Genomic DNA, 20693 nt, shown 5'->3' with positions numbered 1-20693 from the left:
GCCGCCTGACCGCGGCGGTGACGCTGGCCGGCTTCGTCGGGGCCGCCTACCTCTTCCTGGACAGCCGCGCGCCGGCCGTACCGCCGCCGCCGGCTCCCTCACCGGTCGCCTACAACAGCGACGGACTCTCCGACGCCTACGACGGTTTCCGTGCCGAGGCCCTGGAGCTACCCACCGGGCGCGGGCCGGGCACGGTCTCCCTGCGGGTGACCGGCCCCGGCGGCCCGGTCACCGATTTCCAGAAGATCCACACCAAACCCATGCACATGTACGTCCTCCGCGACGACCTGTCCGGCTATCAGCACCTGCACCCGGACGTGGTGAACGGAACGTGGACGGCTCCGGTGACCATCGACGACGGCGGCGCCTACCGGGTGTACATCGAGTTCGTGCCGTTCGGCCGCCCCGAGGGCGCGGACCCGACGGTGCTGGGCGTGCCGTTCGTGATCGCCGGCGACACCAGCATGGTCCCGGTGCCGGCCCCGGAGGCGGAGGCCCACGCCGGGGATTACCTGGTCCGCCGCCTCGACGGCACCGCCGACCTGACCTCGGGCACGCAGACGGCGCTGCAGTTCCAGGTGCTGCGCGACGGCCGGCCGGCGACGCTCGAGCCGTATCTCGGGGCCTACGCCCACCTGTCCAACTTCGAGGTGCGCACCCAGGGCCTGAAGCATCTGCACCCGATCCCGACGAGCGCCACCGGCGCGGCGCCACCGGACGGTGTGCTGGCCTTCCACGCCGCGTTCGCCGAACGTGGCGACAAGCGGCTGTTCCTCCAGTTCCGCGCGGGTGGCGAGGTCCACGAGGTGGCGTTCACCGTCTTCACGACCTGACCGATTTCAAGCTTGTTACCCGCTATGGCAGCTTATGGTATGACCAGGACGATATATAAGCTCATCACTATCCCCGCGTCATAATTTATCCACACATTGCCATGTGTGGATATCTGGTTCGGGAGGAACCGCGTGAAGAAATCCCTCGCGCTTGCCGGCGTCACCGCGCTGGTCGGCAGCGCCCTCGTGGCCACCGCCGCGAGCAGCTCGGCAGCAGTGCCGCAGCCCAAACCCACCGAGGCCCAGGCCGTCAGCCGGTCCGGTGACCTGATCAAGGCCCGTCCGGCCGCGATCGCCGCCGCCGGTGGCGAGTCCTACACCGCCTACCGCTCCACCGTGGACGCCGACGGCGACGCCCACGTCCGCTACACCCGCAGCTACCAGGGTCTGCGCGTGTACGGCGGTGACTTCGTCGTGCACACCGACGCCGCGGGCAAGCTCACCGGCACCTCGGTCGGCCTGGCCGCGCCCCTCACACTGGTGACCACCCCGAAGGTCACCAGCGCGAAGGCACTGCGGGCAGCCCAGGACCGCTTCGAGGGCACCCGCACCGCGAGCGGCACCCCGGAGCTGTTCGTCGACGCGAGCACCGGACACGGCCGTCTCGCCTGGGAGACCGTGATCCACGGCTGGGCTCCCGACAAGCAGACCCCCTCCCACCTGCACGTCATCACCGACGCGATCACCGGCGCGCACATCGGCGAGTACAACGAGATCGAGTCCGTCGCGGGCACCGGCGCCAGCGTCTACTCGGGCACCGTCGCCGTCGACACCACACTGTCCGGCTCCACGTACAACCTGATCGACCCGGAGCGCGGCAACGGGCGCACCTGCGACATGAACAACGGCACCAGCACCTGCACCACCTTCACCGACGACGACAACATCTGGGGCACCGGCGCCACCACCAGCCGGCAGTCGGCGGCCGTGGACGCGCACTTCGGCGCGGCGGCGACGTTCGACTACTTCAAGAACGTGCACGGCCGCAACGGCATCTTCGGCGACGGGCGCGGCGTCCCCTCGCGGGTGCACTACGGCAACGCGTACGTCAACGCGTTCTGGGACGGCGCCCAGATGACCTACGGCGACGGGGCCGGCAACGCCAAGCCGCTGGTCTCCCTCGACGTGGCCGGCCACGAGATGTCGCACGGCGTCACCGAGAACGTGGTGTCCGGCGGCCTGACCTACTCCGGTGAGTCCGGCGGCCTCAACGAGGCCACCAGCGACATCTTCGGTACGGCCGTCGAGTTCTACGCGAACACCGCCAGCGACCCGGGCGACTACGACATCGGCGAGAAGATCGACATCCGGGGCACCGGCGCCCCGCTGCGCTACATGTACAACCCGACCCTGGACGGCTCGTCGCACGGCTGCTGGTCGACCAGCACCAACAGCGTCGACGTGCACTACTCGTCCGGACCGGGCAACCACTTCTTCTTCAACCTGGCCGAGGGCACCGGCGCCACCGCGTACGGCACCTCCCCGGTCTGCGGCAGCGCCGCCCCGGTCACCGGCATCGGCCGGGAGAAGGCCGAGAAGATCTGGTACCGGGCGCTGGACGTCTACTTCACCTCCAACACCCGCTACGTCAACACCACCACCCCGGCGAACACCTCCCGCGCCTACACCCTGTCCGCCGCCACCGACCTGTACGGCCTGTGCTCGACCGAGTACAAGACCGTCCAGGCCGCCTGGACCGCGGTCAACGTCGCCGGCAACGACCTGGAGTGCCCGGTCACCAACGACTTCTCGGTCGCCGTCGCCCCGACGACCCTGTCGCTGGACCCGGGCACCTCGGCCGACGTCACCGTCACCACGGCCAGCGTCAACGGCGAGGCCCAGACCATCGACCTCACCGCCTCCGGCGTCCCGGCCGGCGTGACCGCCACCTTCAGCTCGCCGTCGGTGACCGCCGGCGAAACGTCGACACTCACGCTGACCGCCTCCGAGGACGCCGACAGCGGCCAGTACACGGTCGTCGTCGTCGGCACGTCACCGGCGACGATCAGGCAGGCGAACGTCGCCCTCACCGTCAACGGCCTGCCCGGCTGCTCCGGAAGCAACGCCAGCGACGTCGCGATCTCCGACAACACCACCGTCGAGTCGACCATCGTGATCAGCGGCTGCGCCGGCAACGCGTCGGCGAGCAGCACGGTCGAGGTGCACATCGTCCACACGTACGTCGGTGACCTCGCGTTGTCGCTGGTCGCCCCGGACGGCACGGTCTACTCGCTGCGGGCACGCAGCGGCGGCAGCGCCGACAACATCGACGCCACCTACACGGTGAACCTCTCCTCCGAGGTCGCCGACGGTGCGTGGAAGTTCCGGGTCCAGGACGCCGCGTCCCTGGACACCGGCTACATCAACAGCTGGTCCCTGAACCTCTGACCGGGAGGCCACGGGCCCGCGGCTCTCGCGTTCGTCCTAATGGAACCGCTGGACGAACGCGAGGGCCGTACCGGCGACCTCACGCCAGCCGCTGTCGATCGTGAGCGAATGCCCGCGGTCCGGGATCTCGACGATCTCGGTGACGCCCGGGTTGTCCTTCTGCCGCCGGTAGGACGCCTCGGCGATGGCCCACGGGACGGTGTGGTCCTTCTCGCCGGAGATGATGAGCAGCGGGCCACGGTCCGGACCGGTGGTGTCGACCTTGACCTCGGTCCACGGGTTGAGGTTGGCCGTGGCCGCCTGGAACAGCGGTTCCCCGGAGGCCGGCACCGCGTAGGTGGCGTACAGCTCGCGGGCCTCCTCCTCGGTCACGGCGTTGGCGAAGCCGTACCGGAACTGGTCGTAGGTCAACGGAACGGCCCGGTGGTAGTTGGCCGGGTTGCCGATGACGGCGCTCGCCACCCGCAACGCGGAGATCGGCAGTGGCAGCACCCCACGGAACGGCGCCGGGTCGATCGCCACCGACACCGACGCCAGGCCACGGCCCGCACTGATCTGGGCGAGCAGACCGCCGAACGAATGCCCGACGATCGCGGGCCTGCGCTCCAGCCGGCCGATCAGATCGCAGAAGTGGTCGGCGACCTGGCCGACGCTCTTCTTCGCGAACACCTCGGGACGGGCGTTGGCCTCCTCGACGGTCTCCGGGTCGTCCGGCCAGCCCGGGACGACGGGCGCGTACCCGGCCGCGGCGAACAGCTCCGCCCACCGCTGCCAGCTCGACGGCAACAGCCACAGGCCGTGGATGAACACCACCGGCGGCAGGCCGGAGGCGTTCGCGGCCTCGATCTGTGCGAGATCGCTCTGTGGGCTCATCGTCTGTTCTCCTCTGTCGGCGCGGGTGTGCGGCAGCAGACTAGGTGGCGCGCGACCCGGCGGAGTTGGCCGTCAGCGCACTCGTCGTGTCTCTCCGGGACCGGTTGCGGGACGCCGTTGTCCGATGCCGATGTCCCGTGGCACGGTGAGCGGGTGGAGGCGACACTCGACACCGTCACGCTGGCCCCGCGGGACCGGGAGGACGCGGTCCGATCGCTGGTCCGCGAGAGCGTCGTGCGGGTGGACATAGAACATCATGTCGCGGCGGCGGACATGGCGGTGTCGCTCGCCCTCGGGCAGTGCGGCGAGATCGGCGTCTGCGCCACCCGGGCCACCCCGGCGACGGTCCGGCGGACACCCCGGCTGGCCCGCGAGGACACCGAGCCGATGGTGTTCCTCAGTCTCCAGCGCACCGGATCCAGCATCGTCGTCCAGCACGGCCGGGAGGCGGTGCTGACAGCGGGCGACTTCGCCGTCTACGACACCGCGTCGCCGTACAGCCTGTTGTTCGGCGACGGCATCGACACCACCTTCTTCCGCATACCGCGCTCGGCGCTCGCCCTTCCCGCCGACGCCGTCCGTGACGTCTGCGCGGTCCGCATCGGCACCGGCAACCCCCTGGCCGGCCTGACCTCGCAATACCTGGCCCGGCTGGCCGACGATCCGGCGGTCCTCGGCGGTGGCCACGGCCCGGCGGTCGCGATCCCGACCGCCGAGCTGATCCGGGCCACGCTCTCCGTCCAGCTCGGCGACGGCCGGCTGAGCCGGGACCTGGCCGCGAGCACGCTCGCGACCAGGATCCTCGCCGACATGCGATCGCACCTCACCGATCCGGGCCTGTCCCCGGCAGCGGTCGCGGCCCGGCACCACATCTCCGTGCGCTACCTCCATCGCATCCTGCAACGCGAGGGCATCCGTTACGGCGAGTGGGTCCGCCGCGGCCGGCTGGAAGGGGCCCGCCGCTGGCTCGCCGACCCGGCCCGGACCAGGACACCGATCGCCGCGATCGCCCGGCGCTGGGGTTTCACCGATCCGGCCCACTTCAGCAAGGCGTTCCGCGCCGCCCACGGCGTCAGCCCGCGGCAGTGGCGTGACAGTCAGCGGCCGTAGGACTCCAGCAGTCGCAGCCAGACCTCGCTGACCGTGGGGAACGCGGGGACCGCGTGCCACAGCCGGTCCAGCGGGACCTCGCCGACGATGGCGATCGTCGCGGCGTGCAGCAGCTCCGCGACGTCCGGGCCGGCCACGGTGAAACCGACGATCACCCGCCGGTCCTCGTCGACCACCATCCGGGCCTGTCCACGGAATCCCTCGGCGTGCAGCGCGGACCCGGCGACGGCGGCCAGGTCGTGGTCGACGACCCGGATCCGCAGACCCGCGGCTTCGGCGGCGGCCGCGGTCAGGCCCACCGACGCGACCTCCGGGTCGGTGAACACCACCTGCGGCACAGCACGCCCGTCGGCCGTCGCGACGTGCCGGCCCCACCGGGCGTCGTCGACCGGTGCGCCCGTGGCACGGGCCACGATCACGTCGCCGGCCGCGCGGGCCTGATATTTGCCCTGGTGGGTGAGCAGCACACGCCGGTTGACGTCTCCGGCGGCATACAGCCATCCGCCGCCGTCGAGGACCCGCAACGTGTCGTCGACGGCGAGCCATGACCCGGGTTCCAGGCCGACCGTGTCCAGGCCGATGTCCCGCGTGTTCGGGGTACGACCGATCGCGACCAGCACCTCGTCGGCCTCGACCCGGTCGCCGCCGGTGAGGACGAGGTGGACCGTGCCGTCGCCGTCCCGCCCGGCCGACGCCACCTCGGCACCGAGCCGGACCGTGACGCCCGACTCCCGCAGCGACGCCGTGACCAGCTCGCCCGCGAACGGCTCGGCCTGCGGCAGCACACCGTCGCGGGCCAGCACCGTCACCGTGGAACCGAGGCTCGCGAACGCGGTCGCCATCTCGGTCGCCACCACTCCCCCGCCGATGATCGCCAGGCGGGCCGGGACACCGCTCGCGGCGGCGGCCTCCCGGCTCGTCCACGGCCGTGCCTCCCGCAGGCCGGCGATCTCCGGGACGAGCGCGCTGCTGCCGGTGGCGACGACGACCGCGTGCCGGGCGGTGAGCAGCGTCGTCACACCGTCCTCGCCGGTCACCTCGACGGTCCGCTCGCCGCTGATCCGGCCGTGGCCGCGGTGCAGCGCGATCCCGGCCGATTCGAGCCACGCGACCTGCCCGTCGTCCTTCCAGTGCGAGGAGAAGCCGTCCCGGCGAGCGAGCACGGCGGCCACGTCGAGGTCACCGGTCACCGCCTCCCGGGCGCCGGGCAGACTGCGGGCCGCCCGGAGCGCCGCCGCACCGCGCAGCAACGCCTTGGTCGGCATGCACGCCCAGTAGGAGCACTCGCCGCCGACCAGTTCCCGTTCGACGACGGCGGCTGTCAGGCCACCCTTGACGACCCGGTCGGCGACGTTCTCCCCGACCGGTCCGGCACCGAGCACGATCACGTCGTACGCCATGGTCCGCATGTCAGTTGCCTTTCGCCGCGCGGCCGAGACGGATGGCCGCGATGAGGAAGAAGATCGCGCCGGGGATGGCGTAGCCGACGGCGTTGGCGAGCGCGGGTTCGGCCGCCGAGGCCGAGGCGACGAAGGAACCGCCGGCCAGCACCGACAGGCCACCACTGAAGATCATCGGCCACTGGCCGCCCATCTTGCGGCGGCTCGCGCCGACGAGGAGTTGGATCACACCGGCCACGATCGCCCAGGCGCCCCACACCCGCAGCATCGCCGGGACGCCCGACGTGGCCGCCACGGCCAGGCCGATCGCGGTGAGCGAGCTGACCGCGATGTTCAGGTAGAGCAGGGTGGGCGATCCGGTGGAGCGGGAGGCACGGGCGTCGACGACGGCGGCGGCCACGTCGAACAGCGGGTAGATCACGAAGAGCACGGCGGTGAGGAGGCCGAGCTCGTCGGCGACCGCGGTCGTCACACCGGCCCAGACGATGGCGAACACGAACCGGACGAAGTACAGCCTCCGCAGGGCGGCCGCCGTCGTCGAGATCCCGGGGGCGGTGGTCGTGGTCATGGCGATCCCTCACAGGTAGAACGAACGTTCTGTCTCGCCAAAGATGACGGATCACGGCAGCCGCTGTCAAGACCGAACGTTCTATCTCGCAAAGCGGCTATGATCGGCCGATGGCGACTTCCGAGGCACGACTGCGGCTCCTGACCACGGCGAGCGGCATCTTCTACGCCGAGGGCATCCACGCGATCGGCGTCGACCGGATCATCGCCGAGGCCAAGGTGACCCGGGCCACGTTCTACCGGCACTTCCCCGGCAAGGAAGACCTGGTCCTGGCCTACCTGCGGAGCGCCGACGAGGCGATCCGCGGACAGGTGGCGGCGGCCCGCACCGTCCGGGAGGTCGCGGAGGCGATCGCCGACGGCATCCGGTCCCCCGGTTTCCGCGGCTGCGCCTTCCTCAACGCGGTCGCCGAATACCCCGACCCCGCCCACCCGGTGCACCAGGCGGTCCTCGCCCACCGCCAATGGTTCCTCGACACGATCGGCACTCTGCTCCCCGAGCCGACCGCCCGCCATTTCGTCATGCTCCGCGACGGCGCGATGGCCGCCGGCTGCCTGTTCGACCCGGTTCTGGTCTGCGAAACCTTCCTCGACGGCGTCGACGGACTGGTCCGGATCCAGGCCACCTGAAAAACTCCGTCACCGATGCAACCGGGTGGACGAGCTGTTGGTCCTTCCTGCGACGAGTGGTGACGACGGGGAGGTCGAGTGGATGCCGAGGAATCGGTACGGCAGGCGTACGAGGCCTACTACCGGCGGCTGGTGACGGCGGTGTTCGGCCTGGTCGGTGACGTCGCCGAGGCCGAGGACGCGGTGCACGAGGCGTTCGCCCGGGTGCTGGCGGCGCCGCGGTCCTTCCTGAAGGCCGACGACGCCGAGCGGTGGCTGCGGGTCGCCGCCCTCAACGTCGCCCGGACCCGCTACCGGCGGCGCTGGCTCTTCGACCGGCTGGTCCGTTCGGGCCGGGTCGAGGCCTCCCCGGAAGCGGCACCCGGCGTGTCCGGCGACCGCGTGGTGCTGGTGGCGGCGCTGCGGCGGTTGGCGCCGGCCACCCGGGAGGCGGTGGTGCTGCACCACCTGGCCGACCTCTCCGTGGCCGAGGTCGCGGCCACGCTCGGCGTTCCGGTGGGCACGGTCAAGGCGAGGCTCGCACGGGGCCGGGCCGCGCTGGCCGGCTTCCTGTCCGACGACGGGCCGGTCTCACTGCCCGAGAGGGTACGCCATGCGTGAACCACAGTTCGAGCAGCTGCGGTCCGAGGTCGGCAACGCGGTCCGGCAGCCCGAGTTCAGCACCGTCCAGCGACGGGCCGGCAAGGTACGCCGCCGCCGGGCCGCCTCGACGGGCGCGGTGTTCCTGGTGACCGCCCTGGCCGCGGTGAGCTTCGGATACACCGTGCAGAACACCCCGTCCGACTACGGCTCGCTCGATCCCGTCCCGACGGCCACCGGCGACCCGGGCACCGGCTGGCCCCGGATGATCGCGGCGGCGAGTACCGGCACCGAGCTGTACGGCCTGTACCGCAGCTGCCCGGACTGCGACGCCGAACTGTACGTGTCGACCGACGGCGGCGGCTCCTGGCAGCGGCGCACCACCCCGGCCGCGCCGACGGACACCACCAGCCGGTCCGATGCGACGCTCGTCGCACTGGCCCCCGGCATCCTCAGCTGGAGCGAGCAGGGCAATTCCGCCATCGACCCGTTCCAGAGCCCGGGCGCGGGCGGCCCGACTGCCGGCCCGACGACACCGGCCGCGGTCATGCGGACCTGGATCACCCGCAACGGCGGCGAGACGTGGGTGCGGACCGTCGCCGCGTCCGAACCGGCGGCCTCGGTCCCGGACGGTGCCCGACCGGCCGACTGTGACCTGCTGGAACTCCCGGCCTGCAAGGTCGGTGTGATCGATCCGGACACCGGCCGGTTCGCCCCGCTGGCCACCCAGCCCACCGGCATCGTCCTCGAACCCGGCTGGACCAACGAGGTCAACGCTCCGCTCGACGGGCGGATCTGGGTGTCCGGCCTGGACCCGGCCACGAGGAAACCCGCGGTGGCGACCAGCTCGGACGCCGGCCGGACCTGGCACACCCATGTCTTCACCGACGGTGTGGCGGCCACCCCGGAGGGCGAATGGCTGGCACCGATGTACCTGCCGAAGGTGGCGGCCGGCACCGGCACGACGGCGTACGCCCTGACCTACCGGCGGGACGGGGTCTTCGACACCCATCGCACCACCGACGGCGGGGTGACCTGGCAGGCCGGTGCGGAGATCAGCGCCGTCCAGCTCACGCCCGGGTTCGTCGCCGCCGACGGCACGCACATCGTCCAGACCGCCTCCGAACCCGTCACCGGTGACGGGCCCGGCCGGTACACACCGGCCGAGCTGACCGGCTATCCCGATTTCCCGATGTGGCCGGTACGGGTCGCCTCGACACGCGCGGACATCTCGTACGTGGTGCCGGCGGAGACCGGCGCGTACGTCTCGAAGGACGGCAGAACCTGGCGGCAGGCCCGCCTCCCCTAACCCCCAGTTTCACACCGCGTAACGGAACGGCCATGGGCCGTGTCCGGTGACCGGCGTGCGCCCGAAAGGCGGAACCGCAGAGTGAGTGTCTCGACCCTGGACCGGCCGGCCGTGATCAGCGAGCCGCCGCGCGACGACCGCCGGGTGGCCGGCCTCGACGGGATCCGCGGCCTGGCCGCCCTCTACGTCGTGGTCCATCACTGCTGGATGCTGTCGTTTCCCGGCTATCCGGCGAACACCGGGCCGGCCTGGCTCGGCTGGCTGATCCACGGGCGCCTGGCGGTGATCGTGTTCATCGTGCTGTCCGGCTTCTCGCTGGCCATCGCGCCGGCCCGGAACATGTGGCAGCTCGGTGGCGCACGGCGTTACCTGCGGCGGCGTGCTCTGCGGATCCTGCCCGCCTACTGGGCGGCCCTCGTGGCCAGCGCCGTGATCGCGACGGCTGTCCCGTACCTCCCGTTGAGCGAACCACCGACGCTCCGGTCCTTCGCCGTCTACGCCCTGCTGCTCCAGGACGCCGTCGCGACGCCCGCGCCGAACGGCGCGTTCTGGTCGATCGCCGCCGAGGCCGGCCTCTACCTGCTGTTCCCGCTGGTGCTGATGGCCCGCCGCCGGTTCGGCGCGACGGTGACGCTCGCCCTGACCACCGTGCCGGTGGTGGCGGCCGGCCTGCTGTTCCCCACGCTGTCCACCGGTTCCCGGGCGATCGGTTACACCCTGGAACTGGCCCCGCTGTTCACCGTGGGCGTGCTGGCCGCCGGGATCGTCGCCGCCGGCGAACGGCTCCGGCGCCGGCCGTGGCTCGCCCTGTCCGCGCTGGCCGCCGCGCCGGTCCTGGCCCTGATCGCGGTGCACGACTCGACGTGGACGGTCACCCGCTACTACTGGCTGGATCTGGCCGCCGGGCCCGCGATCGCCCTGTTCCTGACAGCCGTCGCCGCGGGCCGCCCGGCCCGGCTCGCCCGTCTGCTGAACCGCGCTCCGCTCCAGGCGCTCGGCGGCTACTCCTACAGCCTCTACCTCATCCACATGCCGGTGGTCGCCCTGGTCAGCACCCTGGTCGTGGCCAAGGCCACCACCTCGCACCTGTCCGCCTTCGCCGTCACGGTCGTCCTGGTGGTCCCGCTGTGCCTGCTGGCGGCCCGCCTCTTCGCGGCGCTCTTCGAAACCCCTTTCCAGCGCCTCCGGTGAGGCGCCAGCCCCCTCGTCACGTCGGGGGCCGGCCCCCGCGTCAACCCCTCTCCACATCGCGGGCCAGCCCCCGCGTCAACCCCTCGCCACATCGCGGGGCCGGCCCCGCGTCAGCCCCTCTCCACATCGCGGGCCAGCCCCCGCAACGTGGCCGCGAACCCGGCCCGGCCAATCAGCGACACCAGCGGACCGGTGAGGCGGGCGAGGCGGCGCGGTGACACGGTCACGTCCTCGATCCAGACCACCCGGCAGCGGCGGCCCGGCAACGGCGTCACCGTGAACGCGGCGGTGCCGTGCACGACCCGGCCGTGCTTGGTGATCTCACAGCGGCCGGGCCGATCACCCGGGTCGTCACCGCCCGGCGGCTCCCAGGTCACCACGCTCATCGGGTCGTCGAAGGCCAGCGGCCCCACCCCGGTCCGCGCGACGAACCGGGCGCCGACCCCGTCGGGCCGCTCGCTCTGCACCCGCAGGACGGTCAGCGGCACCCACCGGCCGTGGCGTGGCCAGTCCACCAGCGTGGCCCACGTGTCGGTGGCACTGGCACGCACATCCCGGCTGACACTGAATCGGCTCATCACATAACGCTAGCCGCGGGGTATGACACACACATGGATCATGTGCGGTTGCGTTTCGACGGCTGGATCGCCGGCCTGGGCACGGCCGGTGGCACGCGGCTGGTGGTCGGGCACTGGCCGGGCTCGCCGTTCGGGCCGGTCACCGACGTCATGGTGGAGACCCCCGGCGGCCATCGCCTGTTACTGGCCGAGACGGCCGAGCTGGCCCGTTTCGTCGCCGGAACCTACACCTTCGACGAGGTACGGGTCGTGCCGATCACCGTCGACCGGTCCCCGGCGGTGTGGACCGTGACCGCCGGGCCGCTGTGGATACGGTTCACCACCGGCGGCCGTGGCGTACTGGGCCGGCTGCTGCACGCCGTGCCGCCACCCCTGGCCGGGCACCTGCCGTGGGTGCGGCTGATCGGCCTGCCCGCCCGGCTGCTGCGGGGTGTCCGCACCCACGGCAGCGCCGGCAACGGACGCCGGGAGTGGTATGCGGCCCGCGACCTGCACCGCATCACCACCGTCGGCGCCACCCTCGACGGCGACGACCTCGGCCGGCTGGCCCCGGTCGACCCGCCGGTGCGGTTCGGGTTCGGTTCGGCACCGCGATCTCCCGCACTGGTACGCATCACCACCACCGTCGAGGTGCCCTCACGCGACGAGGAATGTGCCTGACATGAAGACCAGCAGCAGGACCGCCTGGAGGCCGACGCCGGTCACCACCACGGCCCGGTCGACCCACGGACGGCCCCCCATCCGGGCCAGGATCAGGAAGATGGCGACGGCCTCCATCGAGTAGCGGGCGGCGGACTGCATCGAGCGGCCGCCGACCTCCGTCGACATCAGCATGAGCACGGTGATCGCGCCCTGTGCCACGAGGTACATCTGGTCGCGCCGGAACCGGAACCGGCCCTTCACACAGAGGACCAGCAGCGCCACGGCGGCGAGCGTGGTGCCGACGTCGACGATCGCGCCGAGCGCGGCCGGATGCAGGAGGCCGTGCCGGGCACCCTGCTGGATCGCGGTCACCACGGCCCCGCCCGGGAACGTGTACTGCCGGCCCCACTGGTCCTGGGCGATGCTGAAGGCGAGCGGGCTGCCCAGGTCGATCAGGCAGTAGACGCTGTACGCGACCACACCCAGGGGCACCATCGCGATGCCGAGCACGTCGGGCCGGAGCCCGCGGGGACGCCAGCCGATCTGGCGCAGGTACTCCACCGCGAGCGGCAGCATGAGCAGAACCCCGAACAGGCGGGTGGCCGACGACAGCGCGCCCATCGTGCCGGCGAGCCACCAGTGGCCACGGCGTCCGGCGTACAACGCGGCGATCGCCAGCAGCAGGAACAGCGACTCGTTGTAGCCGATGAACAGGAAGAACCCCATCGGGAAGGCGGCCAGGTACCAGGTGGCGCGCTGCGCGACCCGTGGACCGAACTCGTGGTCGGCCAGCCGGTGCAGCATCACCAGCGCGCCCCACGCGGCGAGGTTGGCGACGACCAGGGCGCTGATCAGTGGTCCGCCCGGCACGATCACGTCGAAGACGCGGATCAGGATCGGGTACAGCGGGAAGAACGCCGGGAATCCGGGACCGACGTGGTAGCCCTCCTCGGCGATGCGCACGTAGTGCCCGGCGTCCCAGTTGTTCCAGGCCAGGAGGATCGACCACAGGCCGGGGGTCTCGGCGCCCTCGTGGGGCAGCCGGACCACCGCGCTGACGGCCAGGTGCAGGACGGTCAGGACGGCCCAGACCGACAGGCCGGTCACGGCGGCCGTGCGCCAGGGCCGATGGAGTGGTACGGCCTCCGTCGGCTCCGGAGCGCGGACGGGGGACGGGGCCAGGGTCAGAGTGTCCACGGCGCGCTTCCCTGATTGGCGAGCGGTCGTGCGGTCACCGCGGAGTCGAAGGTGACCACGTACGGCGGGCGGCCCTGCATCGTGGTGAACATCCGCGCCACGTACTCCCCGAGGAGTCCCAGGCACAGCAGCTGGAGCGCGCCGACGAACATCAGCGCCACGAACATCGAGGTCCAGCCGGGGACGACGGTCCCCCACAGGTAGGCGGCCAGCGCCGCCCCGCCGATCACCACGCACAGGGCGATGCCCGCGCAGCCCAGCCAGGTGGCCACGCGCAGCGGCGCGGCGGAGAACCCGGTGAAGCTGTCCAGGGCGAGCCGGATCATCTTGCCGATCGGGTACTTGGAGCGGCCGGCGGCCCGCACCTCCCGGGTGTAGGTGACCTCGCCGCTGGGCAGGCCGAGCCACGGCACGAGCAGGCGGTAGACCGGCCGCTGCTCGGGCAGCCCGGTCAGCGCGTCCACCGCCGTGCGGCTGAGCAGCCGGAAGTCGCCGGCATTGTGCGGGACCGACGCGCCGACGACGCGGCGCACGAGTCGGTAGTAGAGGCCGGCGGTCCACCGTTTGAACGGGGTGTCGGTGCTGCGGTCGGCGCGGACACCGTGGACCACGTCCAGTCCGGTGTCCTCGGCGAGTCGCAGCATCTCGGCAATGACCTCGGGCGGGTCCTGGAGGTCGACGTCGATGCTCGCCACGAACTGCCCGCGGGCGCGGTGCAGGCCGGCGGTGAGCGCGTTCTGGTGCCCGCTGTTGCGGCGCAGCCGGATCACACGCAGCTGCGGCCAGTCGCGGCGCATGGCCGCCAGGACCGCCGGGGTGGCGTCGCGGCTGCCGTCGTCGACGGCGAGGACCTCGTAGGCCAGATCGAGGCCGTCGAGCACGGGCCGTATCCGCTGGGCGAAGAGTGGCAGCACGTCCTCCTCGTTGAACACCGGAACCACCACCGACAGCCGCGGAACGAGAACGTCCATGTGCCCCTCACTTTCATGATCGTCGCGGTGGTGAAGGCTGCCCCGCGGACGATCGAAGTCCCACCTGGTAGACGGGGCCTGGCACGTTCCGGGGAGACGCCGGGAGATCTACCTCTCAATCGATGTCCTCGTGCCATCCGAAGGGGTCCCGGCGCACGTCAGGGCAACCCCGCCGGTAACACGGTGGACACACTCTTGAAGTGGGAGCGCTCCCATGTAACGATGTCGGTCACTGTCCGGTGCGAGGTGGGGCCGCCCATGTTGAAGAAACTCACCACGGTTCTGACGGCCGCCGCGCTCAGCGCCGGCCTGCTGTGGGTCGCTGTACCGTCCGATGCGGCCGCCGCGCCGCCCTACCGCTACGGCGAGGCGCTGCAGAAGTCGCTGCTCTTCTACGAGGCCCAGGTGTCCGGGAAGAAGCCGGCCTGGAACCGGGTGTCCTGGCGTGGCGACTCGGCGATGACCGACGGCGCGGGCACCGGGCTCGACCTGACCGGCGGGTGGTACGACGCGGGCGACCACGTCAAGTTCGGCCTGCCGATGGCGTTCACCACGACCATGCTGGCGTGGGGTGCGATCGAGAACCGGGAGGCGTACGCGGGCTCCGGGCAGTTGACCCATCTGTTGAACAACCTGCGGGTGCCGAACGACTACTTCATCAAGGCGCACCCGTCGGCCGACGTGCTGTACGGGCAGGTGGGCAAGGGCGACGACGACCACAAGTGGTGGGGACCGGCCGAGGTCATGCCGATGGCGCGTCCGGCGTACAAGATCGATGCGACCTGTGGTGGCAGCGAGCTGGCCGCGGAGACGGCGGCCTCGATGGCGGCCTCCTCGATGGTCTTCCGCCCCACCGACCCGCAGTATGCCGACACCCTGCTCACCCACGCCAAGCAGCTGTACTCGTTCGCCGACCGGGTCCGGAAGAGCTACCACGAGTGCATCACCGACGCGACGGCGTTCTACAAATCGTGGAGTGGTTACGCCGACGAGCTGGTGTGGGGTGCGATCTGGCTGCACCGGGCCACCGGCGACGCCACCTACCTGGCCAAGGCCGAGGCTGGCTACGACGCGCAGGGCAACGAGAACCAGACGTCCACCAAGATGTACAAGTGGACGATCTCCTGGGACAACAAGCAGTACGGCAACTACGTGCTGCTGGCCCAGCTGACCGGCAAGCAGAAGTACCTCGACGACGCGAACCGGTGGCTCGACTGGTTCACCGTCGGCGTCGGCGGCGAGAAGGTGCGCACCTCGCCGGGCGGCATGGCGGTCGTCGACTCGTGGGGCGCCCTGCGGTACGCCGCCAACACCGCGTTCGTCGCGCTCGTGCACAGCGACCACATCACCGACGCGACCCGCAAGGTGCGCTATCACGACTTCGCGGTGAAGCAGATCAACTATGCGCTCGGCGACAACCCGCGCGCCTCCAGCTATGTGATCGGGTTCGGCGACAACTCCCCCAGGAACCCCCATCACCGTACGGCCCACGGCTCCTGGTGGGACAGCCAGCAGGTGCCGGTCGAGACCCGGCACGTGCTCTACGGCGCTCTGGTGGGCGGCCCCTCCTCCCCCGACGACAAGTACACCGACAGCCGTGGCGACTACGTGATGAACGAGGTCGCGACCGACTACAACGCCGGTTTCACGTCGGCACTGGCCCGGCTGTACGGCGAGTTCGGCGGCGCACCCCTGACCGGCTTCCCGGTCGCCGAGACGCCGGACATCCCGGAACTGTCGGTCGAGACGACGATCATGCAGAACGAGACCCGCTCGACCGGGGTGAAGGTGGTCGTCTACAACAAGTCGGCGTTCCCGGCCCGCGCCCTCACCGCCGGGAGGTTCCGCTACTACTTCACCCGGGACGACAACATCGCGCTGACGGTCAGTTCGCCGTACACCCAGGGCTGCCCGGGGCCGACGACGGCGAAGCAGCACTCCGGCGACGTCTGGTACGTCGAGGTGGACTGTACCGGCTACACCATCGCCCCGGCCGGGCAGTCGGCACACCGGATGGAGGTGCAGCTCAAGATCGGGGTCGCCGAGGGTGGCGTGTGGAATCCGGCCAACGACCCGTCCTACCGGGCGGCCGCCGGCCCGAACACCGGTGTCCCGCTCTTCGACGGCACAGCGCTGGTGTGGGGTTCGGTGCCGGACGGGACGACACCGTCCCCGTCACCGTCGGTCTCCGTCTCCCCCTCGGGTTCCCCGTCACCGTCACCGTCGGTCTCGGTGTCGCCCTCGGTCTCGCCGTCGGTCTCGGTGTCGCCGTCGCCGCCCGCTCCGGGCTGCCGGGTCGGCTACGCCACGAACGACTGGGGTTCCGGTTTCACCGCGACCGTGACGATCACCAACGGGCCGGCCGCGGTCAACGGGTGGACGCTGACCTTCCCGTACACCGCCGGGCAGAAGGTCTCACAGGCCTGGTCGGCGGTGGTCACCCAGACCGGAACACAGGTGACCGCCACGAACGCCGCCTGGAACGGCACGCTTCCGGCGGGCGGGACGGTGAGTTTCGGCTTCAACGCCACCCACACCGGGTCGAACCCGGCGCCGGCGGCCTTCGCCCTCAACGGCACGACCTGTACCACGGCCTGAACCACCGGTCGCTGCCCGCACGGGGGCGGGCAGCGACCCTGTGGCTGCCCTGGGCAGATGCTGACGGATTCGGGGTATCTACCATTGCCGATGGTATTCGCCGAACCGTAGGGAACCTGGTGCAGAAGTCACGCGTTTCGATCGTCCTGGTCGTCCTCCTGCTCGCCGGCTGCGCGGGGACAGAGCCCGCCTCCACGCCGTCCGCACCACCGGTGTCCCCGGCGTCACCCGCGGCTTCGTCTGCGGCGCCTGCCGGTCAGGCCTTCCCGCTGACCATTCATCGCCAGGGTGGTTTCGCCGGGTTCGACGATCGCGCCGAGATCGCGGCGGACGGCACGGTCGTCGTGACGCGGCGCGGCCAGTCACCCGCGAAGGTCACGCTGCCGGCCGCCACCGTGGAGGAGCTCGGCCGGCTGGTGACCTCGCCGGAGTTCACCGTGGAATCCGTGCCGTCGCCGACCGCGGTCTGCAACGACGGATTCGAGTACGAGGTGGTCAGCCCCGGATCGAGGCTGGTCGTGCAGGACTGCGGCACCTCGCACGGTGCCACGGTCGACCGGGTCCTCGCGGTCGCCACCGGCCTGTTCAGCCGCTGACGCGAGCGGCCTGTTCAGCCGCTGACGCAGGCGGCCTGTTCAGCCGCTGACGCAGGCGGCCGCCCGGTCCAGGAGCAGGGTGCGTTCGCGCTCGTTGCGGGTCAGGGCGGCCGCCCGCTCGAACTCGGTGCGGGCTTCGGCGTGCCGGCCGAGCCGGACCAGGAAGTCACCGCGGACACTGGCCAACAGGTGGTAACCCCGCACGGCCGGGAACGCCGCCAGCTGGTCGAGCAGTGCCAGCCCGGCGTCCGGGCCGTACGCCATGGTCAGCGCCACCGCCCGGTTGATCTCGACGACCGGGGACGGCGTCGTCGCGGCCAGGACCTCGTAGAGCGCGGTGATCCGTACCCAATCGGTGTCCTCGAAGTGCCGGGCCCGCGCATGGCAGGCCGCGATCGCGGCCTGGAGCACATAGGGCCCGGGAGGGCCGTCGATCAGGGCCTCGGCCCGGTCCAGTGCGGTCAGGCCGCGGCCGATCAGCAGCCGGTCCCAGCGGGCCCGGTTCTGGTCGGCCAGCAGGATCGGCTCGCCGCCCGGACCGGTGCGGGCGGCCGTCCGGGACGCCTGGATCTCCATCAGCGCGACCAGGCCGTGCACCTCGGGCTCGCGCGGAACGAGCCGGGCCAGGACCCGCCCGAGCCGTAGGGCGTCCCCGCACAGCGCCGGGCGCATCCAGTCGTCGCCGGCGGTCGCCGCGTAGCCCTCGTTGAAGATCAGGTAGACCACCTCGAGGACCGAGGAGAGCCGGCCCGCCAGCTCGTCCCGCCTCGGCACCTCGAACGGCACCCGCGCCGTGGCCAGCGCCTTCTTGGCCCGCACGATGCGCTGCGCCACTGTCGGCTCCGGCACCAGGAAGGCCCGCGCGATCTCGCCGGTGGTCAGGCCGCCGAGCAGCCGCAGGGTCAGCGCGGCCCGGGCCTCGGTGGACAGCACCGGATGGCAGGCCACGAACACCAGCCGCAGCAGGTCGTCGCCGATGCCGTCGTCCTCGGTGACCTGCACCGCGATGTCCGGGACAGTCTGCTCCAGGCTCCGGCCGATCTCCCCGGCCTTGCGCCGGAAGGTCTCGTCGCGCCGGATCCGGTCGATGCCCCGCCGTCTGGCCGTCGTCATCAACCATGCGCCGGGATTGTCCGGCACACCGTCGGCGGGCCACTGCTCCAGGGCCGCGACCAGCGCGTCCTGTGCCAGCTCCTCGGCCACGCCGATGTCATGGACGAGCCTGGTCAGCCCGGCGATGAGCCGCGGTGACTCGATCCGCCAGACGGTCTCGATCGCGCGGTGGGTGTCGGTGGCCACGATCCTGTGTCTACCTCACCGACCTCTGTCTAACTCACCGACCGGTAGGCCGGGGCCGCCGTCTCCTCCCGCCTCGCCACTGCTTCCCTCTGCTCGGCGGTCAGCTCCTCACCGAAGTCCTCGGGCGAGAAGAGCCGGCGGATCTCGATGTTCGTCGGCTCGCCGCCGGTCCGCTGGACCGGGCACCGCTTGAACCACTCGACGCACTCCTCCATCGACCGCATCTCGACCAGGTAGAAGCCGGCGATGAGTTCCTTGGACTCGGTGAACGGCCCGTCCACCACGGTCGTCTTCTCACCGTCGAAGTAGATCCGGGCGCCGGCGGAACTCGGGCCGATGCCTTCGGCGGCCAGCAGCACACCGGCGTCGACGAGCTCCTCGATGAAGGCGCCCATCGTCTCGAAGTCCTCGGTGGTGGGCATGACCCCGGCCTCGCTCCGGGCCGTGGCCTTGGTGATCACCATGAACCGCATCGCTGTCTCCTCGTGTCAGGGTGCGCTCTCACCAAGGCGTCGAACAGCCGGCACCCCGGTCGACACCGTCCCCGAAGTTTTTCCGACTCTGTCGTGGTCGGCATCAAGGAGGCGGCGTTCAGCCGGGCCGTCGTCTCATGACACCGAGGTGCTCACCGGCGGCGGCGAGGTGGGGTCGATCGCGCGGGCGGCGGCTTCGGCCCGGTCCTCCCGCTCGGCCTGATCGTCGTCGGTCGGCTCGGTGCCCGGCGGCTCACGGTCCGGTGTCGGCTCCCCGGAAGGGTGCTTGACCAGGTAACGGATCGCCGTGTTCAGCACGGCGAGCAGCGGCACCGCGATCAGGCCGCCGACGATGCCGGCCACCACGATCCCGGCGGCGATCGCCAGGATCACCGCGAGCGGGTGCAGCGCGACCGCCCGGCCCATGATCAGCGGCTGCAGGACATGACCTTCCAGCTGCTGTACGGCGATCACGATCACCAGCACGGTGACGGCGGTGACCGGCCCGTTGGCGACCAGGGCGACCAGCACCGCGACCGCGCCGGTCAGGGTCGCGCCGATGACCGGGATGAACGCGCCGAGGAAGACCAGGGCGGCCAGCGGCAGGGCCAGCGGGACCCCCAGCACGGCCAGGCCGATGCCGATCCCGACCGCGTCGACGAACGCGACCAGCACGGTGGCGTGCACGTAGGAGACCAGGGTGTGCCACGCGTAGTGACCGGCCCGCGCGGTCGGCACCTGCGCCTCCCGCGGCAGGAGCCGGCACAGGAACGACCAGATCGGGCCGCCGTCGCGCAGGAAGAAGAACAGGGTGAACAGCACCAGGAAGAAGCCGGTCACGACCTCGCCCAGGGTGGCCGCGGTGCTGATCGCCCCGCTGGTGACGGCGCCCTGGTTCGCGCTGACGGCCTCGCGGGCCTGGTCGACGTACTGGCTCAGCTGCGCGTCGGTCAGGTGCAGCGGGCCACGGGACAGCCACGTCTGCACCTCGTCGACGCCCTGGGTGACGCGCTCCGACAGGGTGTCGAGCTGGGAGATGAAGGTGCGCACGATCAGCCCGAGGCCGCCGAAGACCAGCACCAGGCCGGCGACCAGGACCAGTCCCGCCGCCAGCGACCGCTTGACGCCGTGCCGTACCAGCGCGGCGCTGGCCGGCTGGAAGAGCGCCGCCAGCAGGGTCGCCACCACCACCGGGATGATCACCACGCTCAGCAGCGCGACCAGGCGCAGCAGAAGGTAGGTCGCGACGACGAACAGGATGAACCGCCAGGCCCACGCGCCCGCCGTCCGGACTCCCGGTGGCAGCACGTCGTCGCTGGCCGGCTGGCTCACCACGACCACCGGAGCGGCCGGCTCGGAAAGCTCGGGCCCGGCCACGAACGGCGGCGGCAGGTTCCGGGTCGACGCCGAGGCCAGCGTCGTACGGGCACGTTCTCGAACCGACTGCGCCCAGCTCATG

Annotated in this window: 19 protein-coding genes; 10 read left to right on the top strand and 9 right to left on the bottom strand. The window is 71.5% G+C overall.

Annotated elements, in window-relative coordinates:
• Positions 1–17: 17 nt before the first annotated feature.
• The gene (locus tag ACFO0C_RS34990) at positions 18–833 is read left to right on the top strand and encodes a hypothetical protein (protein ID WP_378071054.1); all 816 of its coding nucleotides are present in this window, start codon (positions 18–20) and stop codon (positions 831–833) included.
• A gap of 132 nt (positions 834–965) precedes the next feature.
• On the top strand, positions 966–3221 hold the full coding sequence (locus ACFO0C_RS34985; protein ID WP_378071053.1) for a M4 family metallopeptidase: 2256 nt from the start codon (positions 966–968) through the stop codon (positions 3219–3221).
• Between the two features lie 36 nt (positions 3222–3257).
• On the opposite strand, the gene ACFO0C_RS34980 is transcribed toward ACFO0C_RS34985, so the two are convergent.
• Positions 3258–4094 (bottom strand): alpha/beta hydrolase, encoded by an 837-nt coding sequence (locus ACFO0C_RS34980; RefSeq protein ID WP_378071052.1) that lies wholly within the window; start codon positions 4092–4094, stop codon positions 3258–3260.
• Positions 4095–4247: 153 nt separating this feature from the next.
• On the opposite strand from ACFO0C_RS34980, the gene ACFO0C_RS34975 reads away from it, so the two are divergent.
• Positions 4248–5204 (top strand): AraC-like ligand-binding domain-containing protein, encoded by a 957-nt coding sequence (locus ACFO0C_RS34975; protein ID WP_378071051.1) that lies wholly within the window; start codon positions 4248–4250, stop codon positions 5202–5204.
• On the opposite strand, the gene ACFO0C_RS34970 is transcribed toward ACFO0C_RS34975, so the two are convergent.
• Entirely contained in the window at positions 5192–6604 is a 1413-nt protein-coding gene (locus tag ACFO0C_RS34970; protein ID WP_449191504.1) for a dihydrolipoyl dehydrogenase family protein, read from the bottom strand. The two genes, ACFO0C_RS34975 and ACFO0C_RS34970, sit on opposite strands and share 13 nt — an antisense overlap.
• A gap of 10 nt (positions 6605–6614) precedes the next feature.
• Complete coding sequence (locus tag ACFO0C_RS34965; RefSeq protein ID WP_378071049.1) at positions 6615–7172, bottom strand: hypothetical protein; 558 nt, start codon at positions 7170–7172, stop codon at positions 6615–6617.
• A 110-nt stretch (positions 7173–7282) separates the two neighbouring features.
• Here ACFO0C_RS34965 and ACFO0C_RS34960 point away from each other — a divergent pair, with 110 nt between their 5' ends.
• The 4 genes from ACFO0C_RS34960 (at position 7283) to ACFO0C_RS34945 (ending at position 10880) form a co-directional block, all read left to right on the top strand.
• The gene (locus ACFO0C_RS34960) at positions 7283–7801 is read left to right on the top strand and encodes a TetR/AcrR family transcriptional regulator (protein ID WP_378071048.1); all 519 of its coding nucleotides are present in this window, start codon (positions 7283–7285) and stop codon (positions 7799–7801) included.
• 78 nt (positions 7802–7879) lie between these two features.
• Positions 7880–8401 (top strand): RNA polymerase sigma factor, encoded by a 522-nt coding sequence (locus ACFO0C_RS34955; RefSeq protein ID WP_378071047.1) that lies wholly within the window; start codon positions 7880–7882, stop codon positions 8399–8401.
• Entirely contained in the window at positions 8394–9689 is a 1296-nt protein-coding gene (locus ACFO0C_RS34950) for a hypothetical protein (RefSeq protein WP_378071046.1), read from the top strand. Before ACFO0C_RS34955 ends, ACFO0C_RS34950 begins: the two co-directional genes overlap by 8 nt.
• A gap of 81 nt (positions 9690–9770) precedes the next feature.
• Positions 9771–10880, top strand: coding sequence for an acyltransferase family protein (locus ACFO0C_RS34945; RefSeq protein WP_378071045.1), 1110 nt, complete (start codon positions 9771–9773; stop codon positions 10878–10880).
• A 110-nt stretch (positions 10881–10990) separates the two neighbouring features.
• Here the strand turns inward: ACFO0C_RS34945 and ACFO0C_RS34940 are convergent, their stop codons facing one another.
• Positions 10991–11458 (bottom strand): SRPBCC family protein, encoded by a 468-nt coding sequence (locus tag ACFO0C_RS34940; RefSeq protein ID WP_378071044.1) that lies wholly within the window; start codon positions 11456–11458, stop codon positions 10991–10993.
• 33 nt (positions 11459–11491) lie between these two features.
• Between ACFO0C_RS34940 and ACFO0C_RS34935 the strand changes: the two genes are divergently transcribed.
• Positions 11492–12118: a hypothetical protein gene (locus tag ACFO0C_RS34935; RefSeq protein WP_378071043.1), complete on the top strand. Its 627-nt coding sequence runs from the start codon at positions 11492–11494 to the stop codon at positions 12116–12118.
• Here the strand turns inward: ACFO0C_RS34935 and ACFO0C_RS34930 are convergent.
• Together ACFO0C_RS34930 and ACFO0C_RS34925 are read right to left on the bottom strand one after the other, a co-directional pair.
• Positions 12095–13297 (bottom strand): mannosyltransferase family protein, encoded by a 1203-nt coding sequence (locus ACFO0C_RS34930; protein ID WP_378071042.1) that lies wholly within the window; start codon positions 13295–13297, stop codon positions 12095–12097. The two genes, ACFO0C_RS34935 and ACFO0C_RS34930, sit on opposite strands and share 24 nt — an antisense overlap.
• Positions 13285–14268: a glycosyltransferase family 2 protein gene (locus tag ACFO0C_RS34925; protein WP_378071041.1), complete on the bottom strand. Its 984-nt coding sequence runs from the start codon at positions 14266–14268 to the stop codon at positions 13285–13287. Before ACFO0C_RS34925 ends, ACFO0C_RS34930 begins: the two co-directional genes overlap by 13 nt.
• Positions 14269–14526: 258 nt before the next feature.
• Between ACFO0C_RS34925 and ACFO0C_RS34920 the strand changes: the two genes are divergently transcribed.
• Together ACFO0C_RS34920 and ACFO0C_RS34915 are read left to right on the top strand one after the other, a co-directional pair.
• Positions 14527–16866: a glycoside hydrolase family 9 protein gene (locus tag ACFO0C_RS34920; protein WP_378071040.1), complete on the top strand. Its 2340-nt coding sequence runs from the start codon at positions 14527–14529 to the stop codon at positions 16864–16866.
• Positions 16867–16985: 119 nt separating this feature from the next.
• On the top strand, positions 16986–17462 hold the full coding sequence (locus ACFO0C_RS34915) for a hypothetical protein (RefSeq protein WP_378071039.1): 477 nt from the start codon (positions 16986–16988) through the stop codon (positions 17460–17462).
• A 39-nt stretch (positions 17463–17501) separates the two neighbouring features.
• On the opposite strand, the gene ACFO0C_RS34910 is transcribed toward ACFO0C_RS34915, so the two are convergent.
• From ACFO0C_RS34910 to ACFO0C_RS34900, 3 genes are all read right to left on the bottom strand, one after another.
• A complete protein-coding gene (locus ACFO0C_RS34910; RefSeq protein ID WP_378071511.1) occupies positions 17502–18764 on the bottom strand; it encodes an RNA polymerase sigma factor in 1263 nt (420 codons plus the stop codon).
• A gap of 26 nt (positions 18765–18790) precedes the next feature.
• Positions 18791–19234 carry a YciI family protein gene (locus ACFO0C_RS34905; protein ID WP_378071038.1) on the bottom strand — a complete coding sequence of 148 codons (444 nt, stop codon included), beginning with the start codon at positions 19232–19234 and terminating at the stop codon, positions 18791–18793.
• A gap of 135 nt (positions 19235–19369) precedes the next feature.
• Positions 19370–20692 carry an AI-2E family transporter gene (locus ACFO0C_RS34900; RefSeq protein ID WP_378071037.1) on the bottom strand — a complete coding sequence of 441 codons (1323 nt, stop codon included), beginning with the start codon at positions 20690–20692 and terminating at the stop codon, positions 19370–19372.
• Position 20693 lies beyond the last annotated feature (1 nt).

Origin of the sequence: Actinoplanes subglobosus, assembly GCF_042650585.1 — a bacterium.
Taxonomy (GTDB): domain Bacteria; phylum Actinomycetota; class Actinomycetes; order Mycobacteriales; family Micromonosporaceae; genus Actinoplanes; species Actinoplanes subglobosus.
This window is presented reverse-complemented; position numbering and strand designations above follow the sequence as displayed.

Bases quoted from the DNA above. Each gene is read 5' to 3' on its own strand.
- ACFO0C_RS34965 (WP_378071049.1), bottom strand. From the start codon at position 7,172: ATGACCACGACCACCGCCCCCGGGATCTCGACGACGGCGGCCGCCCTG.
- ACFO0C_RS34935 (WP_378071043.1), top strand. From the start codon at position 11,492: ATGGATCATGTGCGGTTGCGTTTCGACGGCTGGATCGCCGGCCTGGGC.
- ACFO0C_RS34980 (WP_378071052.1), bottom strand. From the start codon at position 4,094: ATGAGCCCACAGAGCGATCTCGCACAGATCGAGGCCGCGAACGCCTCC.
- ACFO0C_RS34950 (WP_378071046.1), top strand. From the start codon at position 8,394: ATGCGTGAACCACAGTTCGAGCAGCTGCGGTCCGAGGTCGGCAACGCG.
- ACFO0C_RS34940 (WP_378071044.1), bottom strand. From the start codon at position 11,458: ATGAGCCGATTCAGTGTCAGCCGGGATGTGCGTGCCAGTGCCACCGAC.
- ACFO0C_RS34960 (WP_378071048.1), top strand. From the start codon at position 7,283: ATGGCGACTTCCGAGGCACGACTGCGGCTCCTGACCACGGCGAGCGGC.
- ACFO0C_RS34970 (WP_449191504.1), bottom strand. From the start codon at position 6,604: ATGGCGTACGACGTGATCGTGCTCGGTGCCGGACCGGTCGGGGAGAAC.
- ACFO0C_RS34920 (WP_378071040.1), top strand. From the start codon at position 14,527: ATGTTGAAGAAACTCACCACGGTTCTGACGGCCGCCGCGCTCAGCGCC.
- ACFO0C_RS34925 (WP_378071041.1), bottom strand. From the start codon at position 14,268: ATGGACGTTCTCGTTCCGCGGCTGTCGGTGGTGGTTCCGGTGTTCAAC.
- ACFO0C_RS34900 (WP_378071037.1), bottom strand. From the start codon at position 20,692: ATGAGCTGGGCGCAGTCGGTTCGAGAACGTGCCCGTACGACGCTGGCC.
- ACFO0C_RS34905 (WP_378071038.1), bottom strand. From the start codon at position 19,234: ATGCGGTTCATGGTGATCACCAAGGCCACGGCCCGGAGCGAGGCCGGG.